This is a genomic window from Sediminibacillus dalangtanensis (genome assembly GCF_017792025.1).
GTDB classification, from domain to species: domain Bacteria; phylum Bacillota; class Bacilli; order Bacillales; family Amphibacillaceae; genus Sediminibacillus; species Sediminibacillus dalangtanensis.
Map to the genome: position 1 here is coordinate 651,253 of NZ_CP046956.1, position 22,775 is coordinate 674,027.

At 44.9% G+C, this 22,775-nt stretch carries 15 protein-coding genes; 12 read left to right on the top strand and 3 right to left on the bottom strand.

The genetic code is table 11. From position 1 onward, the window contains the following. Nucleotides 1-25 precede the first annotated feature (25 nt). The gene (gene yicI, locus ERJ70_RS03475; RefSeq protein WP_209367179.1) at nt 26-2,338 is read left to right on the top strand and encodes an alpha-xylosidase; all 2,313 of its coding nucleotides are present in this window, start codon (nt 26-28) and stop codon (nt 2,336-2,338) included. 250 nt (nt 2,339-2,588) lie between these two features. Beyond that, on the top strand, nt 2,589-5,606 hold the full coding sequence (locus ERJ70_RS03480) for a glycoside hydrolase family 3 protein (protein WP_209367181.1): 3,018 nt from the start codon (nt 2,589-2,591) through the stop codon (nt 5,604-5,606). Nucleotides 5,607-5,661: 55 nt separating this feature from the next. On the opposite strand, the gene ERJ70_RS03485 is transcribed toward ERJ70_RS03480, so the two are convergent. The 3 genes from ERJ70_RS03485 to ERJ70_RS03495 all read right to left on the bottom strand — a co-directional run bounded on the left by ERJ70_RS03485 (nt 5,662) and on the right by ERJ70_RS03495 (nt 7,939). Further along, nucleotides 5,662-6,882: an MFS transporter gene (locus ERJ70_RS03485; protein ID WP_209369110.1), complete on the bottom strand. Its 1,221-nt coding sequence runs from the start codon at nt 6,880-6,882 to the stop codon at nt 5,662-5,664. Nucleotides 6,883-6,891: 9 nt separating this feature from the next. After that, complete coding sequence (locus ERJ70_RS03490; RefSeq protein ID WP_245208107.1) at nt 6,892-7,320, bottom strand: MarR family winged helix-turn-helix transcriptional regulator; 429 nt, start codon at nt 7,318-7,320, stop codon at nt 6,892-6,894. Nucleotides 7,321-7,492: 172 nt separating this feature from the next. Continuing rightward, complete coding sequence (locus ERJ70_RS03495; RefSeq protein ID WP_209367183.1) at nt 7,493-7,939, bottom strand: transcriptional regulator; 447 nt, start codon at nt 7,937-7,939, stop codon at nt 7,493-7,495. 357 nt (nt 7,940-8,296) lie between these two features. Between ERJ70_RS03495 and ERJ70_RS03500 the strand changes: the two genes are divergently transcribed. The 10 genes from ERJ70_RS03500 (at nt 8,297) to ERJ70_RS03545 (ending at nt 22,765) form a co-directional block, all read left to right on the top strand. After that, nucleotides 8,297-8,935, top strand: a complete 639-nt coding sequence (locus ERJ70_RS03500; RefSeq protein ID WP_209367185.1) for a hypothetical protein — start codon at nt 8,297-8,299, stop codon at nt 8,933-8,935. A gap of 260 nt (nt 8,936-9,195) precedes the next feature. Then, the gene (locus ERJ70_RS03505; RefSeq protein WP_209367187.1) at nt 9,196-11,895 is read left to right on the top strand and encodes a phage tail tip lysozyme; all 2,700 of its coding nucleotides are present in this window, start codon (nt 9,196-9,198) and stop codon (nt 11,893-11,895) included. 268 nt (nt 11,896-12,163) lie between these two features. Then, nucleotides 12,164-14,041, top strand: a complete 1,878-nt coding sequence (gene htpG, locus ERJ70_RS03510) for a molecular chaperone HtpG (RefSeq protein WP_209367189.1) — start codon at nt 12,164-12,166, stop codon at nt 14,039-14,041. A gap of 398 nt (nt 14,042-14,439) precedes the next feature. Beyond that, entirely contained in the window at nt 14,440-15,114 is a 675-nt protein-coding gene (locus tag ERJ70_RS03515; protein WP_209369112.1) for a GntR family transcriptional regulator, read from the top strand. A gap of 304 nt (nt 15,115-15,418) precedes the next feature. Further along, nucleotides 15,419-16,708, top strand: a complete 1,290-nt coding sequence (locus ERJ70_RS03520) for an ABC transporter substrate-binding protein (protein WP_209367191.1) — start codon at nt 15,419-15,421, stop codon at nt 16,706-16,708. Nucleotides 16,709-16,775: 67 nt separating this feature from the next. After that, entirely contained in the window at nt 16,776-17,729 is a 954-nt protein-coding gene (locus ERJ70_RS03525; protein WP_209367192.1) for a carbohydrate ABC transporter permease, read from the top strand. A gap of 17 nt (nt 17,730-17,746) precedes the next feature. Beyond that, nucleotides 17,747-18,586 (top strand): carbohydrate ABC transporter permease, encoded by an 840-nt coding sequence (locus ERJ70_RS03530; protein ID WP_209367194.1) that lies wholly within the window; start codon nt 17,747-17,749, stop codon nt 18,584-18,586. 33 nt (nt 18,587-18,619) lie between these two features. Further along, on the top strand, nt 18,620-19,414 hold the full coding sequence (locus ERJ70_RS03535) for a Nif3-like dinuclear metal center hexameric protein (RefSeq protein ID WP_209367196.1): 795 nt from the start codon (nt 18,620-18,622) through the stop codon (nt 19,412-19,414). A gap of 205 nt (nt 19,415-19,619) precedes the next feature. Beyond that, nucleotides 19,620-21,425, top strand: a complete 1,806-nt coding sequence (locus ERJ70_RS03540) for a sigma 54-interacting transcriptional regulator (protein WP_209367197.1) — start codon at nt 19,620-19,622, stop codon at nt 21,423-21,425. 143 nt (nt 21,426-21,568) lie between these two features. Continuing rightward, on the top strand, nt 21,569-22,765 hold the full coding sequence (locus ERJ70_RS03545; protein WP_209367199.1) for an iron-containing alcohol dehydrogenase: 1,197 nt from the start codon (nt 21,569-21,571) through the stop codon (nt 22,763-22,765). Nucleotides 22,766-22,775: the final 10 nt, after the last annotated feature.

Consider the following 22,775-nt stretch of genomic DNA (forward strand, 5'->3'; position numbering starts at 1 on the left):
AATGCAGTTAGGAGTGTAGAAACAGATGAAGTTTACCAATGGATTTTGGCTTACCAGAGAAGGATATGACATCAACTTTCCCAGAATGGTCCGTGACGTGAAAATCGAGGATAAAACAGTGACCCTTTTTGCCCCTTGCAAGGAAATCAACCACCGTGGGGATACATTGAATATCCCTTCGCTGACAATCCAGTTGACTGCGCCAGTAGAAAATGTCATCCGCGTAAAAGCCTGGCACCATAAAGGAGAAGTGCACCGGGGACCCGACTTTGACATAATCCCTGAAGAAATATCCTTGAGAACAGAAACCACCCAGGAGGAGGTGCTCGTTTCCAATGGATCTCTGCAAGTGAGGATTCAACGCAATCCATTTCGTATTCAATTTTTACACGGTCAAACCATGCTGACGCATATGGAGCCGAACGGGCTTGCCTGGATCCAAGGGCCGGAAAAGGAAAGCTATATGCGCGCCCAGTTAAATCTCGGTGTCGGGGAAAGCTTGTATGGGCTGGGGGAGCGGTTTACGCCGTTTGTGAAAAATGGGCAGGTTGTCGAAACGTGGAACAAGGATGGGGGAACCAGCTCGGAGCAGTCCTACAAAAACGTCCCTTTTTACCTAAGTAACCGCGGTTATGGTGTGTTTGTCAATCACCCGGAAAAAGTCAGCTTCGAACTTGGCTCCGAAGCGGTGTCCAAAACCCAATTCAGTGTGGAAGGAGAGCTGATGGATTACTACATGATCAACGGCCCAACTACGAAAGAAGCACTGGGCCGTTACACCGAACTGACTGGAAAACCGGCACTGCCCCCAGCCTGGTCGTTCGGCTTATGGCTGACCACCTCGTTTACGACCGATTATAACGAGGAAACGGTCAATCATTTTGTAGACGGGATGGCAGAACGTGATATTCCATTAAGCGTGTTCCACTTCGACTGTTTTTGGATGAAAGAATTCGAATGGTGCAATTTTGAATGGGATCGGGATTGTTTCCCAGAACCCGGAGCCATGCTGCAGCGCTTGAAGGCAAAAGGACTTAAAATATGTGTTTGGATCAATCCGTATATCGCGGAAAAGTCTCCCTTATTCGATGAAGCGGCCGCCAATGGCTTTTTGTTGAAAAAGGAGAATGGCGATGTCTGGCAATGGGATTTATGGCAGGCGGGGATGGGGATTGTCGATTTCACCAACCCGGACGCTTGTCAATGGTATGCCGGTAAATTAAAAGCATTACTCGATATGGGAGTCGACACCTTCAAGACAGACTTCGGCGAGCGCATACCGACCGATGTGGTGTATTTTGACGGTTCGGATCCAAAGCGCATGCACAATTACTACGCGTACAAGTTCAACAAAGTGGTGTTCGACTTATTGAAACAGGAAAGAGGGGAAGGCGAGGCAGTTGTTTTTGCACGAGCAGCCACAGCCGGAGGCCAGCAGTTCCCGGTCCACTGGGGCGGTGACTGTGATGCGACGTATGAATCGATGGCAGAAAGCCTGCGCGGTGGACTTTCCCTTACCCTTTCCGGTTTCGGGTATTGGAGCCACGATATCGGCGGCTTTGAAAACACGGCGACACCGGATTTGTTTAAACGCTGGACGGCATTTGGACTGTTATCAAGCCACAGCCGCCTGCACGGCAGTAAGTCCTATCGGGTGCCATGGCTTTTTGATGAAGAAGCGGTGGAAGTGACCAGGTATTTTTCTCAGTTGAAAAACCGCCTGATGCCGTATTTGTTTGCGAAAGCAGTAGAAAATCATCAGTCTGGTGTTCCGGTGATGCGGCCGATGCTGCTGGAATTCCCCGACGACCGCAACAGTCATGTGCTCGATCAGCAATACATGCTGGGGGATTCCCTGCTTGTGGCTCCGATTTTTAATGAAGAAGGAATCGCTTCCTATTACTTACCGCATGGCAAATGGACCCATTTGCTGACGAACGAAGTAGTCGAGGGTGGTTCCTGGCACCAGGAACACTATAACTATATGAGTCTGCCGCTGTTCGTAAAGGAAAACACCATCCTGCCGATGGGAAAAACCAACGACCGTCCGGATTATGACTATTCGGAGGATGTATCCTTTGTCATTTACCAGTTGAATGATGGAGAAACGACAAGTGCTGTCGTGACCGATTCAACTGGCAGAAGCAAAGGGAAAATCGAGGCAACCCGTAAAGAGAGCCAAATAACCATCACAACAGACATGGAGTCACTTTCCTATTCCGTTGTCTTGAAAGGAATTGACTCTTTAACATCCGTTTCTTCTGGTGATTTGGAAAAACTAGCGGACGGTATGTGCATCCGCCTGAAAGATTCAAAGGAGGTGGTGCTCACTCTCTAATGAATGCTGAACGATCTTTATCTGACAAGAGCTAGACAACAAGAATAGCTGGCCACCGTTTTCAACGAATAAAAGACCCCCTCTTTTAGAAAATTGGAAACGGTGGTTTCTTTATTACTTGGCTTTCATTCTATTCATTTAGAGAAACAGAATGTTCTCCCAGATAGAAGGAGGTGGTCCGAGAATAAAACATATAAATGAAAGCGATTTCTAGTAGGTTTGTCTATTAATCCAGAAGAGGAGGCTTTATATGAATTGGAAGAAATGCTGGAAAGTCGGTCTTAGTCTATTGCTTATCCTGGTGGTTGTTGTGCAAGGATTTTCCGCAGATAAAACGGACACCGTTCATGCGGCAAATCCAGTCTATGAATATCCTTTTCACAATCCTAACCTGTCATTGGAAGAAAGGGTGGACGACCTACTAACCAAGTTGACATTGGATGAAAAAGTTTCTTTGCTGCACCAATACCAACCCGCCATCCCAAGGTTAGGAATAAAATCGTTCCGAACGGGTACAGAAGCGCTGCACGGGGTATCCTGGCTTGGCGAAGCGACAGTATTCCCCCAGGCAACTGGTTTGGCCAATACATGGGACAAATCATTAATAGAGGAAGTTGGATCTGCGGTTGGCGATGAAGTCCGTGCCTTTCACAAAAAGTATCCGGAAGATGTAGGCTTATCGGTTTGGGCGCCTGTTGTCGACTTACAGCGTGATCCGAGAGCCGGAAGAAATGAAGAAGGGTACGGGGAGGATCCGTATCTAGCTGGACAAATATCAACTGCCTATTCCAATGGACTGAAAGGCTCGGATTCGTTTTATGTGAAAACCATTCCGACCTTAAAACATTTTCTTGGTTATAACAATGAGGAAAACCGGGGAGCGAGTTCTTCCAGTCTGGATCCGAGAAATTTATATGAATACCAGATGAAGTCGTTTGAATATGCGATTGAATCAGGGGCAGCATTGTCCATGATGCCTGCTTATAACGCGATTAATGGAAAGCCGGCCAACTTAAGCCCCCTAATTAATGATGTTGTAAAAGACGAATGGGCAGATGATTTCTTTGTCGTAAGTGATGCAGGAGATATCTCTGGTCTGGTCAATGATCATCAGTATGTCGACACGTATGCAGAAGCGGCGGCTTTGTCGATAAAGGCGGGTGTAGACAGTTTTACCGACCAGGATGACAATTCGGAGATTGTCACAGGATGGATTCATGATGCATTAGATCAAGGCCTGTTGGCCGAATCCGATATCGACAAAGCTGTCCGAAATATTTTGACGGTGCGGTTCCGGACAGGCGAATTTGACGGTCCTGAGCTTGATCCATACGCATCCATCGATGAAGATGTAATCAACAGTGAAGCACATCAACAGCTGGCATTGGAAACCGCCCGCGAACAATTGGTGCTGTTGAAAAATGACCAGCAAGCACTCCCGCTGAACAAGGATGGGGGAGAAAAAGTCGCCGTGATCGGTCCGTTGGCCGACCAGGTTTTTAATGATTTTTACAGCGGTACGCTCCCTTACACCGTATCGACCCTTGACGGGGTAAAAGAAAAAGTCGGGAACGACCGAGTAAACTTTTCGCGCGGGATTGATCAAATTGCGCTTCAATCGAAGGCAACTGGCCAATACGTAACCGCATCACCTAATGGAGATGTGAACCTGGCAGCAAATGCGGACGAGATTGGCAAAAATGAAACCTTTTCCCTGTATGATTTCGGATGGGATCAATATTTGCTCCGTTCCCATGCAAATGATAAATATGTGGCCAATAAAAATGGTTCTCCCGATGTCGTGAATAATGAAACATCGCCGGGACGACAGGAAAAACGGCCAGGAACACAGGACTGGTTCACCTATCAAAATTATAACTATGAAAAACAGGAAGATGGAAGCTTCGCGCTTTACAACTACCAGACAGGTCACTGGGATACCGGGCTTGAAGGCGGCAGGTATGTCACAGTTGGAGAAGAAGCACCCCATGCATTGACAGCAGCCAAGCAATCCGTGACAGGAGATACGGAAAAGTTTGAGCAAACGGTCGTGGTGGATGGTGAAACAGAGGCACAACATGCGGCGGAGGATGCCGAAGCGGCGATTGTCGTAGTCGGGGATCAGCCGATGTTGAATGCCCGTGAAACGATCGACCGTGAAGACATTATCCTCCCGCCGTCCCAAAAAGAATTAATTGAAAAAGTGGCTGCGGTGAACGAAAATACGATCGTTGTACTGGTTTCCAGTTATCCGATGGCGATGCCGGAAATTGAAAACAATCCAAATGTAAAAGCTATCCTTTACTCTGCGCATGGCGGACAGGAAGAAGGAAGTGCGATAGCGGATGCGCTGTATGGCGATTACGCACCTGCCGGCAGGTTGAACCAGACTTGGTATGAAAGCGTAGACCAGCTTCCGGATATTATGGAGTACGATATTATCAAAGGAGAAAGAACATATCAATATTTTGAAGGGGAACCACTTTACTCATTTGGGCATGGTCTTACGTATACAGACTTCGAGTATAGTAACTTGCGTCTGAGCTCCCATCACATCAAAGATGATGGCGACGTTACCATTCGGGCCGATATTACAAACACGGGATCAATTGCAAGCGATGAAGTTGCTCAGTTATATGTACATGACAAAAAGGCGAGCGTTAAACGGCCAATAGAAGAGCTGAAAGGTTTTGAACGCATTCACCTGGAACCGGGGGAGACAAAAACCGTCACATTTACATTGCCAGCCAGCGAATTGGCATTCTGGGATGTATCTCAGGATAAATATGTCGTGGAATCCGGTACCTTCGATATCATGGTCGGCAGATCTTCCGCAAACATCCAATTGACAGAAACCTTGAAAGTTGATGGGGAAAAGATCGCGCCGAGAGATTTGACTGAGGTAACTAATGCGGAAAACTACGATGACTACAGCGGCGTCAAGATTGTTGAGGAATCAAAATCAGGATATGAAGCTGTCGGTGAAATAGATAACGGAGATTGGATTGCCTTTCAAAATGTTAAGTTTTCTAAAGGAATTTCCCAGTTGGAGGTGCGTGTTGCAAGCAAGAAAGCCGGCGGTACCATTGAACTGCGTCTCGATGATCCGGAGAGCGGAAAGCTGGCAGGTACAATCGTTATGCCTAAAACCGGTGGATTGCAGAATTGGGAAACGATCACAACAGATGTGAGGAAATTGGCTGGAAAACATGATGTTTATCTAACCTTTAACGGGAATTTCCGTCTTGATACGCTCCAGTTGAAATAAGCTTATGAGAAAGCCTGATCTGTTTAAAGATCAGGCTTTTTCAAGGTCTTTCATTTTAATTTGCTTTAGAACCTGTTTCAACAGATGGGAATTTTTTCAAAGCCGAACTTTCCTTTTTGCCATGCATGAAATAGTAAATCGCCGTCGTCACTATCACCAACAATCCCATCATAATATACAGGTTGCGGTAGCCGGATAACGGGATGATCAAACCAAGTACATACGGTCCGAAACCGAGCCCTGCATCGAGGGCGATATAGTAGGTGGAAGTCGCTAATCCGATCCGGTGTGTCGGTGTTACTTTTACTGCGATGGCTTGGGTCGTCGATTGCATGTTACCAAAGCCAAGACCGATCAGAACACCGGCCAGTAGCAAAATAAAACTGTTACCTGCTGTGCTTAACAGAAGCAATCCTGCTGCAAATAAAGCAAACGTCGGGTACATCACCCAGTTGGCACCTTTCACGTCCATCAAACGACCGGTGAAAGGACGGGATACGAGGATAGCCACAGCATAGACAACAAAAAACAGGCTGGCTACTTGCACCAGATCGATTTCAATCGCATAGAAATTGATGAAGGACAGCACGCTGGAATAGCCAAGTGATAACAACAGCACAACCAGTGCGATCGGCAAGGCTTTTGGCTCGATGAAATGCGACAGTTTGAAGCCTGTTTTTTCTGCTGCTTTCTCCGGTTTTTTCACTACCGGCACACGGACAAACAGGGCGATCAGGAAGCTGATGACGCCCAGCGCCAGGCAAAAAACGAATATCGTTTGGAAGCTCGTATGTTCGCTCATATACAGCCCGATGAAAGGCCCGATTGCCGTTGCCAGGGTGATACTCATGCTGTAAAAACCGATTCCTTCGCCTTTTCGCTCTTCCGGAATGACTTCCGCGACAATCGTGCCGGTAGCGGTACTCGCCATTCCCAAGGCAACCCCGTGCAATAAGCGCGTAATAAGCAGAAAGGTAATGCCGGTATTAATAAAATACAAGGCAGAGGTCAAAATAAAAAAGATCAGGCCTGCATACAACATCCTTTTGTTGCCTATTTTGGTGATCATTCTTCCTAAAAACAGCCGGCCGATTAGCGTTCCGATGATAAATACGCCAGTCACAAGCCCTGCCTGGCTTTCCGAAACGCCAAACTGTTCGACCGCATAAACGGCCATGGTCACCAACAATAAATAAAAGACTAGATATAAGAAAAAGTTTGCTGAAGATACAATGGTAAAATCTTTCGTCCATAATTTTGCTTTTGAGTTCACGATTTTTTCTCCTTACTTTATTATGTTATTTCGTATTTGTTCCATAATACGAATTGTCTCCTGCTGTTCTTCTTCGGAAATGCCGTCTAGAATCTCCTGTTCGAATTGATCAATGGTGCCCCGGACTTCCTCGTAAACAGTGGTACCGAGCTCTGTTAGCTGCATGGGCTTTTCGCGTTTATCCTTGCCGGCCACCTGTTCCACATATCCGGATTCCTCCAAGCGTGCGATTGTCCTGGTCACCGTAGGTTTCTCGACGCCTTGATAGTGGGAAATCTCGACAGCAGTTGAAGCGCCGTGATTATATAAGTAGTACAAAATCGTCCACTGGGAGCGATGCAGCTGATGTTTGCTGAGCTGCACGTTCAAATGATTTTCAAAAGGGCGGTACAATAAAATCAGTTGATGAAAAAACTTTTGGGCAGATTTTATGGGAAACACCTCTCTCCAAATGGTTATCAAGGGTAATGATTACTAAGAGTAACTATATAAGGTTACCAAATATCACAAGTGCTGTCCAGTGGCTGAAGGAGGACGGGGAGCGAGATGTCAGCCATAGAGGAAAGAAAAAAAGTAAGAAGAATCTGATCATTCTTCTCCTATGCGAACCATGCTAATTGATTTTCCTTGTTTCTTCGGGTAATTCTGTGAACATCAGCCCGCCCATGCTAATAATAAGCTTATCCATTGCCTGATTCCGTATTGTGAAAAGGGCTTTATCATTATAGCCAATTTCCATGGCGGATTTATTAATCGACCAATTGTTAAAATAACGGTATTTTATGAATTCCTTTTCAACGGGGGACAACTCCGCAACAGCCCGCTCTATCGATTCCATTAAAACTTCCACTTCCGCTAATTCATTCTCCAATTTTTTAAAGCTGTCAGTGGGGTAATCCATTTTTGTGCTTTCCGTACTTCTTTGTGTGGGCAACAGACGCTCTATCTGTTCTTTTATGTTAATGGCCGCCACCTTATAATTGTTGTAGTTCTTCAGGTGTTTTTCGATGATTTTGATTAGTTTTTTTCTTTCTTGTTTGTCTAAATTAATGAAAAACATATAAAATCCCCTTTCTTTCATCCAGTTTTTGGTGTATATAAATTAGAGAAGCGATTTGTTTAATTTTGTAAACTACTTTTCGGATTTTTTACGTTACTTCTGGAAATGATGAAATAAATTGTTATGGGTTAAACGAAATGAGAAGTGACCCAAACGGAAGCCCTTCAATCCCTTTCTCCATCTAAATGGTAATTTAAGTAATTCTGCTTATAGCTTTCTTACCTACTTAATTGTTAAACTAAAGATATAGTAAAAATCGACCTATTCTGCATGTAATAGAAAATTCACGACTTGCGAATAGATAGAATGCCTTGGTTTATTAGACTAAGGGACATAGAACGGGAGGAAAAATACATAATGAAGAAAATGAAGTTCTTTTTTGGAGTTATGATGGCGGCACTATTGCTGATTTCACTAGGAGCTTGTTCCAAAGCAAATGACGAAACGTCTTCAACCACTGATACATCAACGAAGGAAGAAACTGTGGACTCCTCCAGCTCAACCGATAAGGACTCAGGTGATTCGGAAAGCAACAAACAAGAAGAAGCTGGAGACGAACCGGGAAACGAGGATGAAAAAGAGCAGAACACTTCAGAAGCTGATCATGAGTCAGACACTGAAACAGCAGATGAACAAACGAATACAAATACGGATGGGTCTGATGGGAAAAAAGAAGACCTTGATGTGGAAGAGTACTTAAATGAAAATTATGCGATCAAAAACACGCATTATGAAACAGAAACCTGGGAAAATGAAGACACCGGAGAAACAGAATGTATGGTCAAAATACTTCCCGATACCAAGGAAAGTGACGAAGAGATCACTGGTGCCCTTAAAAATGGAGAGAACAATGAAAGAATTGACACGATGATGAATCTGGCAGAAAAGATAATGGATGATTTGACCGAAAAAAATAACAACATTCATGTCGATTCTGTTAATTATGTATCTTACGATGGAGACTATGGTTTGACTTTAATCCAAGATTATAGATGAAGAATGAGAAACAAGGACAAGATGCGCTATGTTCTTGTTTCTTTTTCATGATAGCAGAGAGATAGTCGGCGAAATTCATCAATTCATCTTTTGTTTTTTGAGTATCAAAATTCGGACCAATTGTGGGTAGTTCGAGGATTTTTTTGCGATTTTTTCAGGATAAATTTGTTAGTTTATTGCGATTTTTTCCATTAATTCCCCATGTAAGATGGATTTGTAAAAGCTTTTACAAAACTATTTTACAAGGAGTGTTATGGAATATGGTAAGTATCACCAGACAGATTTCGCAATACAATTTTTCCAGTCGTAATGGGAGCACGGTAGATTATATTGTCGTTCACGATGTGGGAATACCAGGCCAGACAGCCAAAAATAATGCAGATTACTTTGGGGGCGGTGACAGACAATCATCGGCACACTACTTTGTCGACAGAACATCTATTTATCAAGTAGTAGAAGAAACAAATAGTGCGTGGCATTGCGGAGATGGAAATGGTGTGTACGGAATTACCAACGCAAATTCCATCGGCGTCGAAATGATTGTCGAAAGCGGAGAGTATATTCATGAAGAAACCATTAGGAATGCAATTGGTCTGATCAAAGAGCTCCAGGACAGATATAATGTATCGCTTGAAAATGTTGTTCGTCATTATGACGCAAGTCGAAAAAACTGCCCGCAATTCTTGAATAAAGATGGCGATTGGGCGGGTTGGTTTCGTTTCAGAGAACAATTGGCTGAAGGAACTGCACCCCAACCAAATGAACCTGCCTATCCTTCAAGAAATGGTTATACGGAAGAACAAATTGATAATGTGGAAATTATTACAGAGTATTTTAAGGAGAAGGGTTGGACAATTGCAGCAATTTCCGGTCTTCTTGGAAATATGGAACAAGAATCATACATCATGCCGGATATTTCTGAAATATCCAATGGCCGTGGATATGGATTGGTTCAATGGACAAGTAGCGAGGACCGTTCTGAATTAGGAGTTGACTATATTCAGCGATTGCTTCAAGATGCTGGCATAGAAGGCGACTATCGCAGTATTTATACGCAATTGGAGCTGCTTAATTGGCAAATGTATAGTGGCACCCAATATTATGAAAAACCGGAATATCCGTATTCACCTGAGGAATTCACACAATTGCAAGATCCTGCTTTAGCGGCAAGAGCATTTGAAAGAAATTTTGAACGGCCTAGAGATCTCCACCCGGAGCGTGCTGATATGGCTATAGGTTGGTATAACTATTTAACTGGTAATGGAAATGAAGATGGTAATTCCGGTGGCTCCGACGGTGGTGGGGCCAGCACTTATACCGTGCAATCCGGGGACAACTTAAGTTCGATCGCCGTGAGATTTGGAGTGACCGTTGCACAATTGCAGGAATGGAATAATATCAGTGATCCAGATTCGATTCAAATCGGCCAGGTATTACGGGTGAAAGCCCCAACAGATGGTGGCGGAAGCGGAGCGAGCACCTATACGGTACAATCCGGAGACAACTTGAGTTCGATCGCCGTGAAATTCGGGGTGACCGTTGCACAGTTACAGGAGTGGAATAATATCAGTGATCCAGACGCGATTCAGATTGGCCAGGTATTGCAGGTGAAAGCCCCGGCAGACGGAGGCGGAAGCGGAGCAAGCACCTATACGGTACAGTCCGGAGACAACCTAAGTTCCATCGCCGTAAAGTTCGGAGTAACCGTTGCACAGTTGCAGGAGTGGAATAATATTAGTGATCCAGATTCGATTCAAATCGGCCAAGTATTGCAAGTAAAAGCGCCGGCAGATGGAGGTGGAAGCGGAGCGAGCACCTATACGGTACAGTCGGGAGATAACCTAAGTTCCATCGCCGTAAAGTTCGGAGTAACCGTTGCCCAGTTACAGGAGTGGAATAACATTAGTGATCCAGATTCGATTCAAATCGGCCAAGTATTGCAAGTAAAAGCGCCGGCAGATGGAGGCGGAAGCGGAGCGAGCACCTATACGGTACAGTCAGGAGACAACTTGAGTTCGATCGCCGTGAAATTCGGGGTGACCGTTGCCCAGTTACAGGAGTGGAATAACATAAGCGACCCGGATTCTATCCAGATTGGCCAGGTATTAAAAGTAAAAGCCCCGGCAGACGGGGGAGGAAGCGGAGCGAGCACTTATACGGTACAGTCGGGAGATAACCTAAGTTCCATCGCCGTGAAATTCGGAGTGACCGTTGCACAGTTACAGGAGTGGAATAATATTAGTGATCCAAATTCAATTCAAATCGGCCAAGTATTGCAAGTGAAAGCTCCAACAGATGGAGGCGGAAGCGGAGCAAGCACCTATACGGTACAGTCTGGAGATAACCTAAGTTCCATCGCCGTGAAATTCGGGGTGACCGTTGCACAGTTACAGGAATGGAATAACATTAGTGATCCAAATTCAATTCAAATCGGCCAAGTATTGCAAGTGAAAGCCCCGACAGACGGTGGCGGAAGCGGAGCGAGCACCTATACGGTGCAGTCGGGAGACAACTTGAGTTCGATTGCCGTGAAATTTGGTGTGACGGTCGCGCAATTACAGGAATGGAATAACATTAGTGATCCAAATTCAATTCAAATCGGCCAAGTATTACAAGTGAAAGCTCCAACAGACGGAGGCGGAAGTGGAGCAAGCACCTATACGGTACAGTCAGGAGACAACTTGAGTTCGATCGCCGTAAAATTCGGGGTGACCGTTGCACAGTTACAGGAGTGGAATAACATTAGTGATCCAAATTCAATTCAAATCGGCCAAGTATTACAAGTGAAAGCTCCAACAGATGGTGGCGGAAGCGGAGCGAGCACTTATACGGTACAGTCCGGAGACAACTTGAGTTCGATCGCCGTAAAATTCGGGGTGACCGTTGCACAGTTACAGGAGTGGAATAACATTAGCGATCCCAATGCAATCCAGATTGGCCAAGTATTAATAGTAGGTTAAAGTATAGAACAAGAAAAAAGTTTATAGAAACGAGTTAAGGCATCTCTTGTAGGTGCCTTTTTTCTATCTGTCCAGGGACTGCTGCTATTTTTCTATATTTAAGCTTCTCCAATCTTGTACTAATGAAATTCATGATGAATGGGTCTCATAGATATTGACACCATTTAGGAGATGTGATATTTATTTGTTAGGCATTAGCACTCTGAAGCGTCGAGTGCTAAAATAAATGAATGCATACTAAAAACTTCATCTAAAAGGGGCTGTAAAAATGGGAAAAAGAAAATTCAAGGCAGAATCCAAACGGTTGCTAGACTTAATGATTAACTCTATCTACTCACAGCGTGAAGTGTTTTTGCGGGAGTTGATTTCCAACGCTAGCGATGCCATCGATAAAATTTATTACAGAGCACTGACCGATGAAAATCTCACCTTTAACCAAAGTGATTACTACATAAAGATTGAGGCGGATAAGGAAGCTCGTACGCTGACACTCCTCGATACCGGAATCGGCATGACCCAGGAAGAACTTGAGAAAAACCTGGGAACCATCGCAAAGAGCGGATCGTTGAACTTCAAAAATGAAAACGAAGTAAAAGACGGGCACGATATTATCGGCCAGTTCGGAGTAGGATTTTATGCGGCATTCATGGTTGCCGATGTGGTGACTGTAACGAGTAAGGCACTTGGCAGTGACGAAGCCTTCAAATGGGAGTCAAAAGGCTCCGACGGTTATACCATTGAACCGGTGGATAAAGAATCAACCGGTACGGTGATTACCTTGAAGCTCAAAGAGAACACAGAAGATGAAAACTATGATGAATTCCTGGAAGAGTATCGCTTAAAAGAAATCGTCAAAAAGTATTCAGACTTTATCCGCTATCCGATCAAAATGGATGTAACCAAGAGCAAGAAAGAAGAAGACGGCGACGAGTATGTTGAATATAAAGAAGAAGAAACCATCAATAGCATGGTGCCGATCTGGAAAAAGAATAAAAACGAGCTAAGCGATGAAGATTACGAGAATTTCTATCGGGAAAAGCGTTATGGGTTTGACAAGCCGCTGAAGCACATTCATTTGAGTGTGGACGGTACGATCCGTTACAACGCGATGCTGTTCATTCCGGAAAGCCGTCCGTTTGATTACTATACACAAGAGTATCAAAAAGGGCTGGAGTTGTATTCCAATGGCGTTCTGATCATGGAAAAATGTGCCGACCTGATTCCGGATCACTTCAGTTTCGTAAAAGGACTGGTAGATTCCGAAGATCTTTCTTTGAACATCTCCCGGGAAATGTTGCAGCATGACAGACAACTGAAGCTGATCGCCAAAAACATTAACAAAAAAATCAAGTCGCAGCTTCTCAGCCTGCAAAAGGACGACCGGGAGCAGTACGAGAAGTTTTATAACGCCTTCGGCAGACAGATTAAGTTTGGCGTTTATAACGAATTCGGCGCCAATAAAGATGTGCTGAAAGACCTGCTATTGTTCTATTCTTCGAAAGAGAAGAAGCTCGTCACTTTGGCTGAATATGTATCGAGAATGCCGGAGGACCAAAAGTATATTTATTATGCGACAGGAGAATCGATCGACCGAATCGACAAGCTGCCGCAAACAGAGCTCGTAGCCGATAAAGGATACGAAATCCTTTATTTCACGGAAGAAATCGACGAATTCGCCATCCGCATGCTGGCAAGCTATGAAGAAAAAGAATTCAAGTCTGTTTCCAGCAATGATCTGGGATTAGGGGACGAAGAAGAGAAGACAGAAGGCGATGAAAAAGAACATCAAGAACTGTTTGATTATATGAAAGAGCAGCTGAACGGGAAAATTAAACAAGTGCGGGTATCCAAGCGCTTGAAAACCCACCCGGTTTGCTTGACGGCAGACGGCGAGATTTCCATCGAAATGGAAAAAGTCATCAATGCCATGCCGGACAATCAGCATATTTCTGCGGACAAAGTGTTGGAAATCAATCCAACCCACGAGGTTTTTGGGATTTTGAAGGATGCTTTTGAAAAGGATAAAGATAAACTAAATCTTTATACAAACATTCTGTATAACCAAGCCCTGTTAATCGAAGGACTGCCGGTTGATGATCCGGTTGAGTTTTCCAATAACATGTGCAAGGTGATGGTGACGGCTTAAGTCAATTGGCTTTAGCGGTCATCTGGAAACGGAACCAAGCTGCGACTGTAAGTGACCGTCTGGTCCTTGCTTCGCAGCTTTTTTTATTGTATAGGAAATTATAAATTTAACTGTCTGTGGATCATTATTGGCTGAACCAGCCACGTCCAGCTCCAGCGCCTACCCCCTCGAGGTCTTAAGCCCACCCTCTGTGTGGCAAAAAGCGCCACGCCGAGGCTGTTCTTAAGCTTGTCGGGGGTGAGCAAGGCGCTTGCGCTTTTGTCCTTGTCCAGTGTTAAAAACTAGGTAATAAGAAGTAGTTGACAGAAAATTGTAAAAAAACATTGAAAAGAGAAAGAAATAGCTCTATAATAACTACCATATTAGTATAATTAATCTGCAAGAGAGGGGGGAGGGTTATAACACCAAAAACCGAAATAAAAGGTTCTGTAAGGGACTATGTTTATCAAAGCATCAAACAGCAAATCGTCAATTTAGAGCTCGAGCCGGGCAGGAAAGTTTCCGAAAAAGAAATGGCTGAAAGGCTGCAAGTCAGCAAGACACCTGTAAGAGAAGCGTTTCTGCGGCTGGCCCAGGAGGAACTGATCGGTGTCATCCCACAGAGTGGGACCACGATTATGAAGATTGACTTATCGCTTGTGGAAGAAGGTCGTTTCGTACGCGAAAATATTGAAAAAGCCGTCGTGAAAGAAGCCTGCAGGAACTTCGATGCAGAGCAATTATTCCAAGTGGAGAGCAATATTGCATTACAGCTTTTATGTTTGGAAAAAGGATCTTACCAACGGCTGTTCGAGCTTGACGAAGCGTTCCACCGGTTGTTGTTCGAAGGTTGCCGTAAACTCCGTACATGGAATCTGATCCGGCAAATGAATACCCACTTCGACCGGCTTAGAGTACTGCGCCTTGCTGCCAACCCGGAATGGGAGGTGGTCGTTTCCCAGCATAAAGCGGTTTTCGATTGCATTGCCAATCATGATGAAGAAGGGGCTGAGGAGAAGATGTCCATCCATTTGAAACTGGTCAACTTCGAAAAAGAAGAATTGAAGGCGGCATACCCGGGATTTTTTCAATGAAGGGCATGATTTCTTTTCCTTATTGAAATAAGGAAAAGAATGCTGATTGAAGGGGATTTGGCTTGATTTATTTTGTATAACCGCTTGATTGACTAATTAAAAGGAGGAATAAACCCAAACTAATATACTAATTATAATAGTCGATTAATAAGCAAGATACTATTTTTTTAATCCATAATGAAAGCGTTAACATATTTTGCGGGAGGTGGTATGGGACGATTGCCTGGGACAGGTAAAGGGATGGGCTGGTCAGAAGTTCGCTAGGAGCGTGGCGTTTGGATTTTTATCAAATAGGAGGGTGAATATGAACAGGATTAAAAAGCAATACCTTATTTTTGTCTCGGTGATTATGTCGCTCGGATTAATATTGGCGGGATGCAGCAACAGTTCATCGGAGGCATCAGGAGATGAAGCCGTCAATATAAAATTTTCCTGGTGGAGTAACCCGCATCGAACGGAAATAACAAAGCAAGCCATCGAAATGTTTGAAGAGAAGTATCCGGACATAGATGTAACGATGGAATACTACTCCTGGGATAGTTACTGGCAAAAGCTTGCAACAGAAGCAGCGGGGGGAGGAGCACCGGATGTCATGCAAATGGATGGTTCACGGTTGAAGGAATATGTGAGCAAAGAACAATTAATGGATTTGGCCGAGACGGATATTGATATCTCGGGAATACCAGATAATACAGTAGAGTTGGGGAAGGTAGATGGAAAGTTATACGGCCTGACTACTTCAGTCAATGCACAACTCCTGATTTCCAATCCGGATATTCTCAAAAAGGCTGGTGTTAGCTTTCCGGAGGAAAATTATACGTGGGAAGATTTCGCCGATTTATGTGTGAAAATCTATGAAGAAACAGGAGTACACGGAACGCCAAATGAAATGGAACAGCCTGCGTTTCTGGATTACTTTGCAAGAACCAAGGAGGAAAACCTCTATGCACCCAATGGCTCATCCGTAGGCCTTTCCAAAGAGACATTGACTGCCTGGTTCCAATATTGGCTGGATTTGCAAGAGAAGGGCGGTGTCCCGAGTGCTGAGGATAATGCGGCATATCAGCATAATGATCACTCAGCTAGTCCGTTTATTGAAGAAAAGACAGCGTTCAACTGGTTATTCCTTGGGACTGGCGGCGAGTTTGAAAAGAATCTGGGGAAACCGATTGAAAGGGTTTTACTTCCGGAATGGGGAAATGAAAATAAACCATATCCTTTACATGCGGCTATGTTTTGGACGATGTCTTCTAAAACAGAACATCCGGAGGCTGCGGCCAAGCTGATTAACTTCCTGGAAAACGATCCGGAAGTAGCCAAGATTTTTGAAAATGACCGTGGTATTCCGGCAAATTCGGAAAATATGAAGTTAGTGGCAGAAAATACAAATGATGATACCGTTCAAAGGCAAAATGAATTCATGGAAAAAGTAGAAGAAGTTGCAACTCCGAACGATTTAGCCCCTATTAATTCCAGCAGTACTGGAGACATCTTGAAAAACATTGCCCATGAAGTGACATTTAAGAAGCTGACCCCGAGTGAAGCGGCAGATAAGTTTATCAACGAGGTAAACGAGGCATTATCAGCAGGCTAATCTTACTACTTATAGTTGACATGATGCCATCTGTTGGGTGGCATCATGTCAAAAGGAGGTTTTTTGGATGGAGGCACCCGTTCAGGTAATAGAGACAAAGCGGAAGCAAAACCAGAACAAGGATCCTAAAAAAAGACGTTCTCGTTTGGAGACGCCTTTACAACGGAATTTGACTGCTTATGGTTTTTTAGCACCATGGCTTATCGGCATGCTGTTTCTCACGGTCGGTTCCATGATGTTCACGTTTTATTTGGCTTTTACAGACTACGACTTGTTGACGTCCCCAACTTGGACTGGAATGGATAATTTTTCGAATATATGGAGTGATGCCAATTTTTGGGACTCCATTCGGGCGACATTGGTTTATGTGGTCCTATCCGTTCCTGCAAGATTGATAGCATCTTTGTTGATTGCCTTACTTCTTTTCAAAGAAGTAAGGGGAATAGGGCTTTACCGCGCTTTAATTTATTTGCCTTCTTTAATCGGCGGAAGCGTAGGGGTATCGATAGGATGGAAGAAGCTGTTTGCGACGGATGGGCCCATTAACTCCTTCGTCGGGATTTTTGGAGTCGAAGGTCCGAATTGGATTGGAAATCCGTCAACGGCCATCATGGTATTAATCCTGTTAAGTGTATGGCAGTTTGGATCGGAGATGGTTATTTTCCTGGCTGGTTTAAAGCAGATTCCGACTTATTTATATGAAGCTGCAACGATCGACGGAGCTTCCAGGATTAAAAGCTTTTTCAGTGTGACACTGCCAATGTTGTCGCCGATTGTATTTTTTAATTTGCTGATGGGGACTATTTCTTCCTTCATGGTCTTCACACAGGTTTACATTATTACTGGCGGCGGTCCGATGAATTCTACACTTTTTTATGTCTACTATCTCTATCAGCAGGCTTTTACCTATTACAACATGGGATATGCTGCTGCGTTATCTATCATTTTGCTCGTGATTATCGCTGCTTTTTCGGGATTCATTTTTTTGACGTCCAAATACTGGGTTAACTACGATGTATAGGGTGGTGTGCAAGAATCATGAATAAAAAATCTTCGAGAAAAGTGTTGCGGCATCTCTTGCTGATCATTGTATCTTTTATCATGCTCTATCCAATTTTGTGGATGTTTTTTTCCTCTTTTAAGCCGGACACTGAAATATTTTCAACTTCCAGTTTATGGCCGGAAACCTGGACGTTGGAGCATTATCTTTCTGGCTTCGGCAATGATGCGCCGATGAACTTTGGACCCATGTTTTTTTATTCCTTTTTGGTATCGGTCGTTGTGGTAATCGGAACAGTCCTCAGTTCAACGCTGACCGGTTTTGCTTTTGCAAGGCTCCATTTTACACCGCGGCGATTCTTTATTGGCTTTATGTTTGCAACCATGATGCTGCCAGCACAGGTTGTCATGATTCCTCAATACATCATTTTTCATAAGGTCGGCTGGGTGAATACATTTATTCCCCTGATGCTGCCAAGTTTTCTCGGCACCGTGCCGTTCTTTATCTACTTAATGGTACAATTCGTTCGCGGAATTCCGAAAGAGCTGGACGAAGCAGCCTTGATTGATGGCTGCAGTAAGTGGCGTCTGTACCGCTCTGTTATTTTACCGCTTTCCCAACCGGCGATTGTCACCATGTCAATTTTTGCTTTTTATTGGACGTGGAATGACTTCTTCGGTCAACTAATCTACTTATCCAATCCGGAACTTTATACGGTATCCCTTGGGTTGAGCATGTTCATGACAAACATGGGCGAAACCCAGTGGGGGAATTTATTTGCCATGTCAATTTTGTCTGTAATTCCCGTATTTATTATCTTCTTGGTTTTCCAGCGCTACTTGGTGGAGGGAATTGCGACCCATGGGTTAAAAGGATGACGGTGGTCATCTTGTAAAAAGGAGGTGATCAGGATGACGGTAACCGTCCAACATGTCATCAATCAGCTAAGCGAACTAGCAGAACCAATGGAAGATACGGTAGACAGACTTGAATTCGGCAATCCGAAGACGGAGGTCACTGGTATCGTGACGGCGTTTATGGCGACGTACCGGATCATACAAGCCACGGTCGAGTCAGGGGCCAACCTGCTTCTCACGCATGAGGGCACCTTTTACAGTCACAAAGGCAGCACCAGTATGTTGGAAAACGATCCGATTTACCAGCAAAAAAGGCAATTGGTTGAACAATCCGGCCTGGCTATTTACCGGCTTCACGACACGATTCACCGGTACAGCCCGGATGGGATTACAAAAGCCTTAGTGCGCCTGCTGGATTGGGAGGAGGCGGTGGCTGAGTATCTGACCGCAAGCGCCGTCGTTGATCTTCCTCCCGTCCGGCTTAAAGATGTAGCTGGATATTTAAAGGAAAAGTTGCGGCTGCCATTTGTACGCATCATGGGCGACCCGTCGACGCGTTGCAGCCGGGCGGGGGTTTTTGTTGGCTATCGTGGAGGCGGTGACTCTGTCATTCCCGTTATGCAAGCGAAAGATTTGGACGTGGCAATCATCGGGGAAGGACCGGAATGGGAGACGCCGGAATATATCAGGGATGCCATCTGCCAGGGGAAAAACAAGGCGCTGATCGTCATCGGACATGCAGAAAGCGAAAAACCAGGAATGGAACTCCTTGCCGGAAATCTGCAAGCCAGTTTTCCGACGGTACCCGTTCAGTTTTTCGACGAGGAAGCGCTCTACCATCTAGTTTGATGATGTTTTTCTGATGAATGAAACGAAACGATGAGGCAAAGAGAGGATGACTCTTGCTTCGCTGTTTCGTTTTTTTTCGTGCAGGAATATGCCTGATTCCAATCCTAAAAAATCCGCTTTCTTATTGGAAACCCTTCCATCCATGCTGTTCTCTATTGTATAGTGATTTTAATGTAAAGGTTTTCTTTTAAGGAGGAGGAGAAGGATGATTCAAGACTTTGTGGCAGATGCCAGCATGGATATAAACAAGCAGGAATGGCTGAAAGTTGAAAAATGGATGACGGGATCCCCCGCCTATATAACGAAAGAAAGAACGTTAAAAGAAGCAGGCGAAAAGATGCTGGATAACCATATCGATTTTTTGCCGGTGTTAGACGAAAGCAGGAGACCGATGGGAGTGGTGACCCTGTATGAGGTTTTCCGGCATCTTGCAGTTGGAAGAGCGGGTGCATCCCTTTTGGAGGACTGTCTGGCAGAACAGCCGATCATTCTCCCTGCTGACAGTCTGATTGATATAAGTTCCCAACGGGGCCGTTACTTTTTAGTTGTCAATGAGAAAGGACAACTGACCGGAACATTGACCCGCCATGACATGGAAAAAGCCTTCAGGCATTATATCGAAACATCGAATCAGAAAAGGCATGCGGCTGAAGCGCTTGCGGTGATTCTCGAAACGGCGTACGAGGGAATAGCTGTCGTAGATGAACAGGCCAAAATCCTTGAGTTCAATGAGGCGTACAGTCGCTTTACCGGTATTCCCAGGGAAGAGGCAATTGGAAAGCAGGTCCAGGAAGTAATCGATAATACCAATTTGCACAATACGGTCCGGACAGGAATGACGGAGCGAGGGGTCGTCCAGTACATCCAAGGGGAAGCAATGATTGTCCACCGGATACCGATTTGGAAAGAGGATCGTCTCGTCGGCGCCATCGGCATGTTGATTTTCGAAGGGGTCGGGGAGGTATATCGCATCTATGAAAAACTGCGGAGAAATGTTCACGAACCTCAATCGGTACAGAAGAGCGTATCGGCTTCTCCGCAAGGCGGCCGTCTGACTTCACTGGACCAGATTATAGGCAAAAGTACCAGCATCTCTATCATCAAGCAATTGGTACGGAGAGTATCCAAAACAGACGCCACCATTTTGATTTCCGGCGAAAGCGGAACTGGTAAAGAACTGTTTGCCCAGAGCGTCCATCAATTGAGCGGCCGGTCGCAAGGTCCGTTTATTAGTTTGAATTGCGGGGCTGTGCCCGAGCAATTGTTTGAGTCGGAGTTATTCGGCTATGAAGCGGGAGCTTTCACCGGAGCGAACCGGGAAGGGAAGCCGGGAAAATTTGAGTTGGCTCAAAACGGCACATTGTTTTTGGATGAAATAGGCGAAATGCCTTTGCTTATGCAGACAAAATTGCTCCGGGTCCTCCAGGAAAAAGAGGTAGAACGTGTCGGCGGTACGAAAAAATATAAAATAAATACACGGATTATTGCCGCCACCAACCGGGACTTAAAAGCCATGGTAGAGGCGGGGAAATTCCGTAAAGACCTTTATTACCGGATTCAGGTCATTGAACTAACCGTCCCTCCCCTAAGAGAGCGGCCGGAGGACATCCCGTTATTGCTTTCTCATTATATGAATGAGATTTGCAACAAATATCGCCTCCCCCCGAAAACGATGACAAAGGATGTCATGGCTGTCCTGTCCCGTCGTCATTGGGAAGGAAATGTGAGAGAGCTGATCAATGTGCTGGAAAAACTGCTTATTTTGGTAGAAGGGGATACGATTGAAGTGAAGCACCTCGCCTTTCTGGGTGAAGACAAAGAAAAAACACCGACAGCATCCCATGAGAACAATCAAGCCAGGCTGATGGATAATGTGAAGGCGCAGGAAAAACATTTAATAGAAAAAGTGCTGGCAGAATCCGGCGGAAATAAGACGAGAGCAGCAAAGGAACTTGGCATTCACCGGACAACCTTATATCAAAAAATGAAAAAATATCACATCGACGATTAGTGTAGTGTCTTCCCTACAATAACAAGTGACAGTGTAGCATTATCGCTACATTGTATTTTTTTGAAGCCCTTTCAAAACGGTTTTCAAAGTTGGCATGATTTTTGCGTGTAAAAGGGTGAAGACATGATAGGGGGTGCAAGCAATTGGAAAAATATGCAGGGTTTCAAGTGCCACAAACCATAAATTATGGGAGAGGTGCTTTTGAAAAACTAGGCAAGGAAGCAGCAGATAGAGGATCGAAGGCGCTGATCATTAGCGACAAAGTGATGGATAGTCTTGGATACGTGCGTGATGGGCAGGAATATCTGTCGGCCGAGCATGTAAGGTCTGTCGTTTACCTTGGAGTGGAGTCAGAACCAACAGATGTGTATGTGGAAGAAGCTTTAATCTTATTTAAAAAAGAACAATGTGATGTGGTGATTTCGCTTGGCGGAGGAAGCTGTATCGATACAGCAAAAGCGGTAGCCGTATTAGCGACAAACGAAGGCTATATCGGGGATTACATGGGCAATAAAAAAATTGCCAGACGCACACCGATTCCTCATATTGCGATTCCGACGACGGCTGGAACAGGATCCGAGGCCACGGATGTAACCGTTATCACGAATACGGGCAACGAAGTCAAAATGATGATTAAACAGCCACCATTTATGCCGACGGTCGCGATTGTCGATCCGATGCTGACGATATCATCACCTCCCCACGTCACAGCGGCAACGGGAGTGGATGCCTTAAGCCACGCCATTGAAGCGTTTATATCAAAACGATCACATCCGATGACCGATTTGATCGCCAAGAATGCGATGAAATTGATCATCGATAACATCCGGACAGCTTATTCGAGTCCGAAAGACATCGATGCCCGTGAAGCCATGTCCATAGGGGCGCTGCAAGGAGGAATCGCGTTTACCAATTCTTCCGTTTGTCTGGTCCATGGCATGTCACGGCCGATTGGCGCCTTGTTCCATGTGCCGCATGGGTATTCGAATGCCATGCTCTTGCCAGCCGTTTTGGAGTTCAGCCAAGATTATGCGTTGAAGCGGCTGGCGGTAGTCGGGAGGATTTTCTCTCCTGAAGCGGAGAATCTTCCGGACAGTGAGGCCGCCGAGCTGGCAGTGTTGTCGGTGAAAAAATTATGTGGGGATTTAGGCATCCCGAATTTAAAGGGATGGGGAATTAACGAGCAGGAATTTGAAATCGCTATCAACAAAATGGCTGAGGATGCGTTGGCAAGCGGAAGTCCGGCCAACAATCCAAGAGTGCCTGAGAAACAAGAAATAGAATCGCTTTACCATGTTTGTTTTGATTACGACTTTTCTTCGGTAAGCAAAGTCAGGTAAGAGGATACGG